Raw genomic sequence first — 1,424 nt, 5'->3', positions numbered from 1 at the left:
GTCACCACCGAAAATGAGACAGGTCCGAACGATTTGCAGTCCCCGAGCCCGGCGACGAGGGCATGCTTTCGCGTATCGGCAAGAGCGCGAGGAACCGACAAAAGCGGGTCGATGAGGCACGACGGGCATAGGACTCTCGGTGCTCACAAGGCGTGGAGACCTTCTTGATCAATGGTTCCGTGCCCGTCCTACTGGCGAATCCCCGGCATCACTGCCTACTGGCGGGCTTGCTTGTTCGCGTGCCGGCCTCGGGACGAGAAAGATCAGGTTCTGCGCTGTCGTACCTGGCTGAGGCGGCTTACGCGGCGCCCACTCGACGCGCATCGCCGCGGACGGTAGCACGTGCTCGCTCGCCGAGCTCAGATCCAGCCTCGCTTGGCGGCTTCGGCGCCCATCTGGAAGCGGGTCTCGAGGCCGAGGCGGGAGGCGATCGTGGCGATCCGGCGGGTCACGGTGCGTGCGCTCGTGCCCAGTTGCCGGGCGATCGCCTGGTCTTTGTAGCCCGCTTGCAACATTCTCAGGAGCAGGAGATCATCCGTGCTCGGCTGGTCAGGGGTCACCGGAGTCGTCGAGACGATGGGTTGTGCCCGCTGCCAGTAGACGTCGAACAGCTCGAGGATTGCATCGAGCAGACCCGACCGATGGACGACGGTGATTTTGTCGTACTGTCCTCCGATCAGTGCGAGCAGCGCGACATGACGGTCCATGATCCGCAGCCTGAACGGCAGGGTCGGCAGGAGCCGCGCCTGTTCGCCGAGTTGGGCGAGGCAGGTGATCAGCTCGAATCGGCCGGGCTGCTCCAGCTCCTCCGGGGTGTGGACGGCCCGTATGTCGACGCCGCGGCCCAGCAGGTCCCTCGTGAAGGTCTCCTCCAACTCGGTGCTGTACGGGCCCAGGTACGGGGGCCGGTCAAGAACCCAGAAGTGGGTGCACATCGATTGGGTCAGCTCGGCCACCCGTAGAGTGACCTCCGCCTCACCAGTGATCACCTCCACCAGCTCGGTCGGATCCCCCTGCAGCCGGTTGGCGCGGTACTCACTTGCCAGGTCATCGACCGCGTCCCACACCGCGGTGAACGCCGCCTCGGTATCGGCTCGGCGCCTGGCGAGCAGTGCGCTCAACGCGGTCCGCGGGCTGACCGGCTGGCACTGGCCGTGCCGTTCTCTTCGCAGCACGCCCAGTTCCACCAACCGGGCCACCGCGTGCCGTATCCGGCTGGGTGTAGTGCCCAGGTGTTCGGCGATCTCCCACGCTGTCCGGTCCGGCTTGGCCAGATAAGCGCGGTAGACCCGCTCGTCGAACTCGCTGATCCCAAGGGCACCGAGCACCGGACGTCCTCCTGGTCGGCACCGCCCGGCGGGCCTGTTGGCGCGATTCGCCAGCTGGCGATTTCAGACACGAGTCTGATCTGTACATCTCCCGGC

Annotated in this window: 1 protein-coding gene; it reads right to left on the bottom strand. The window is 66.1% G+C overall.

Annotation, left to right across the window (positions count from 1 at the left end):
* Window positions 1-359: 359 nt before the first annotated feature.
* A complete protein-coding gene (locus AB0I77_RS53550; protein WP_363290328.1) occupies window positions 360-1,328 on the bottom strand; it encodes a helix-turn-helix domain-containing protein in 969 nt (322 codons plus the stop codon).
* Window positions 1,329-1,424 lie beyond the last annotated feature (96 nt).

Source organism: Streptomyces sp. NPDC050619 (assembly GCF_040654815.1).
Lineage (GTDB): Bacteria > Actinomycetota > Actinomycetes > Streptomycetales > Streptomycetaceae > Streptomyces.
The sequence above is the reverse complement of the archived record's forward strand: the minus strand, read 5'-3'. Positions and strand labels throughout refer to the sequence as shown.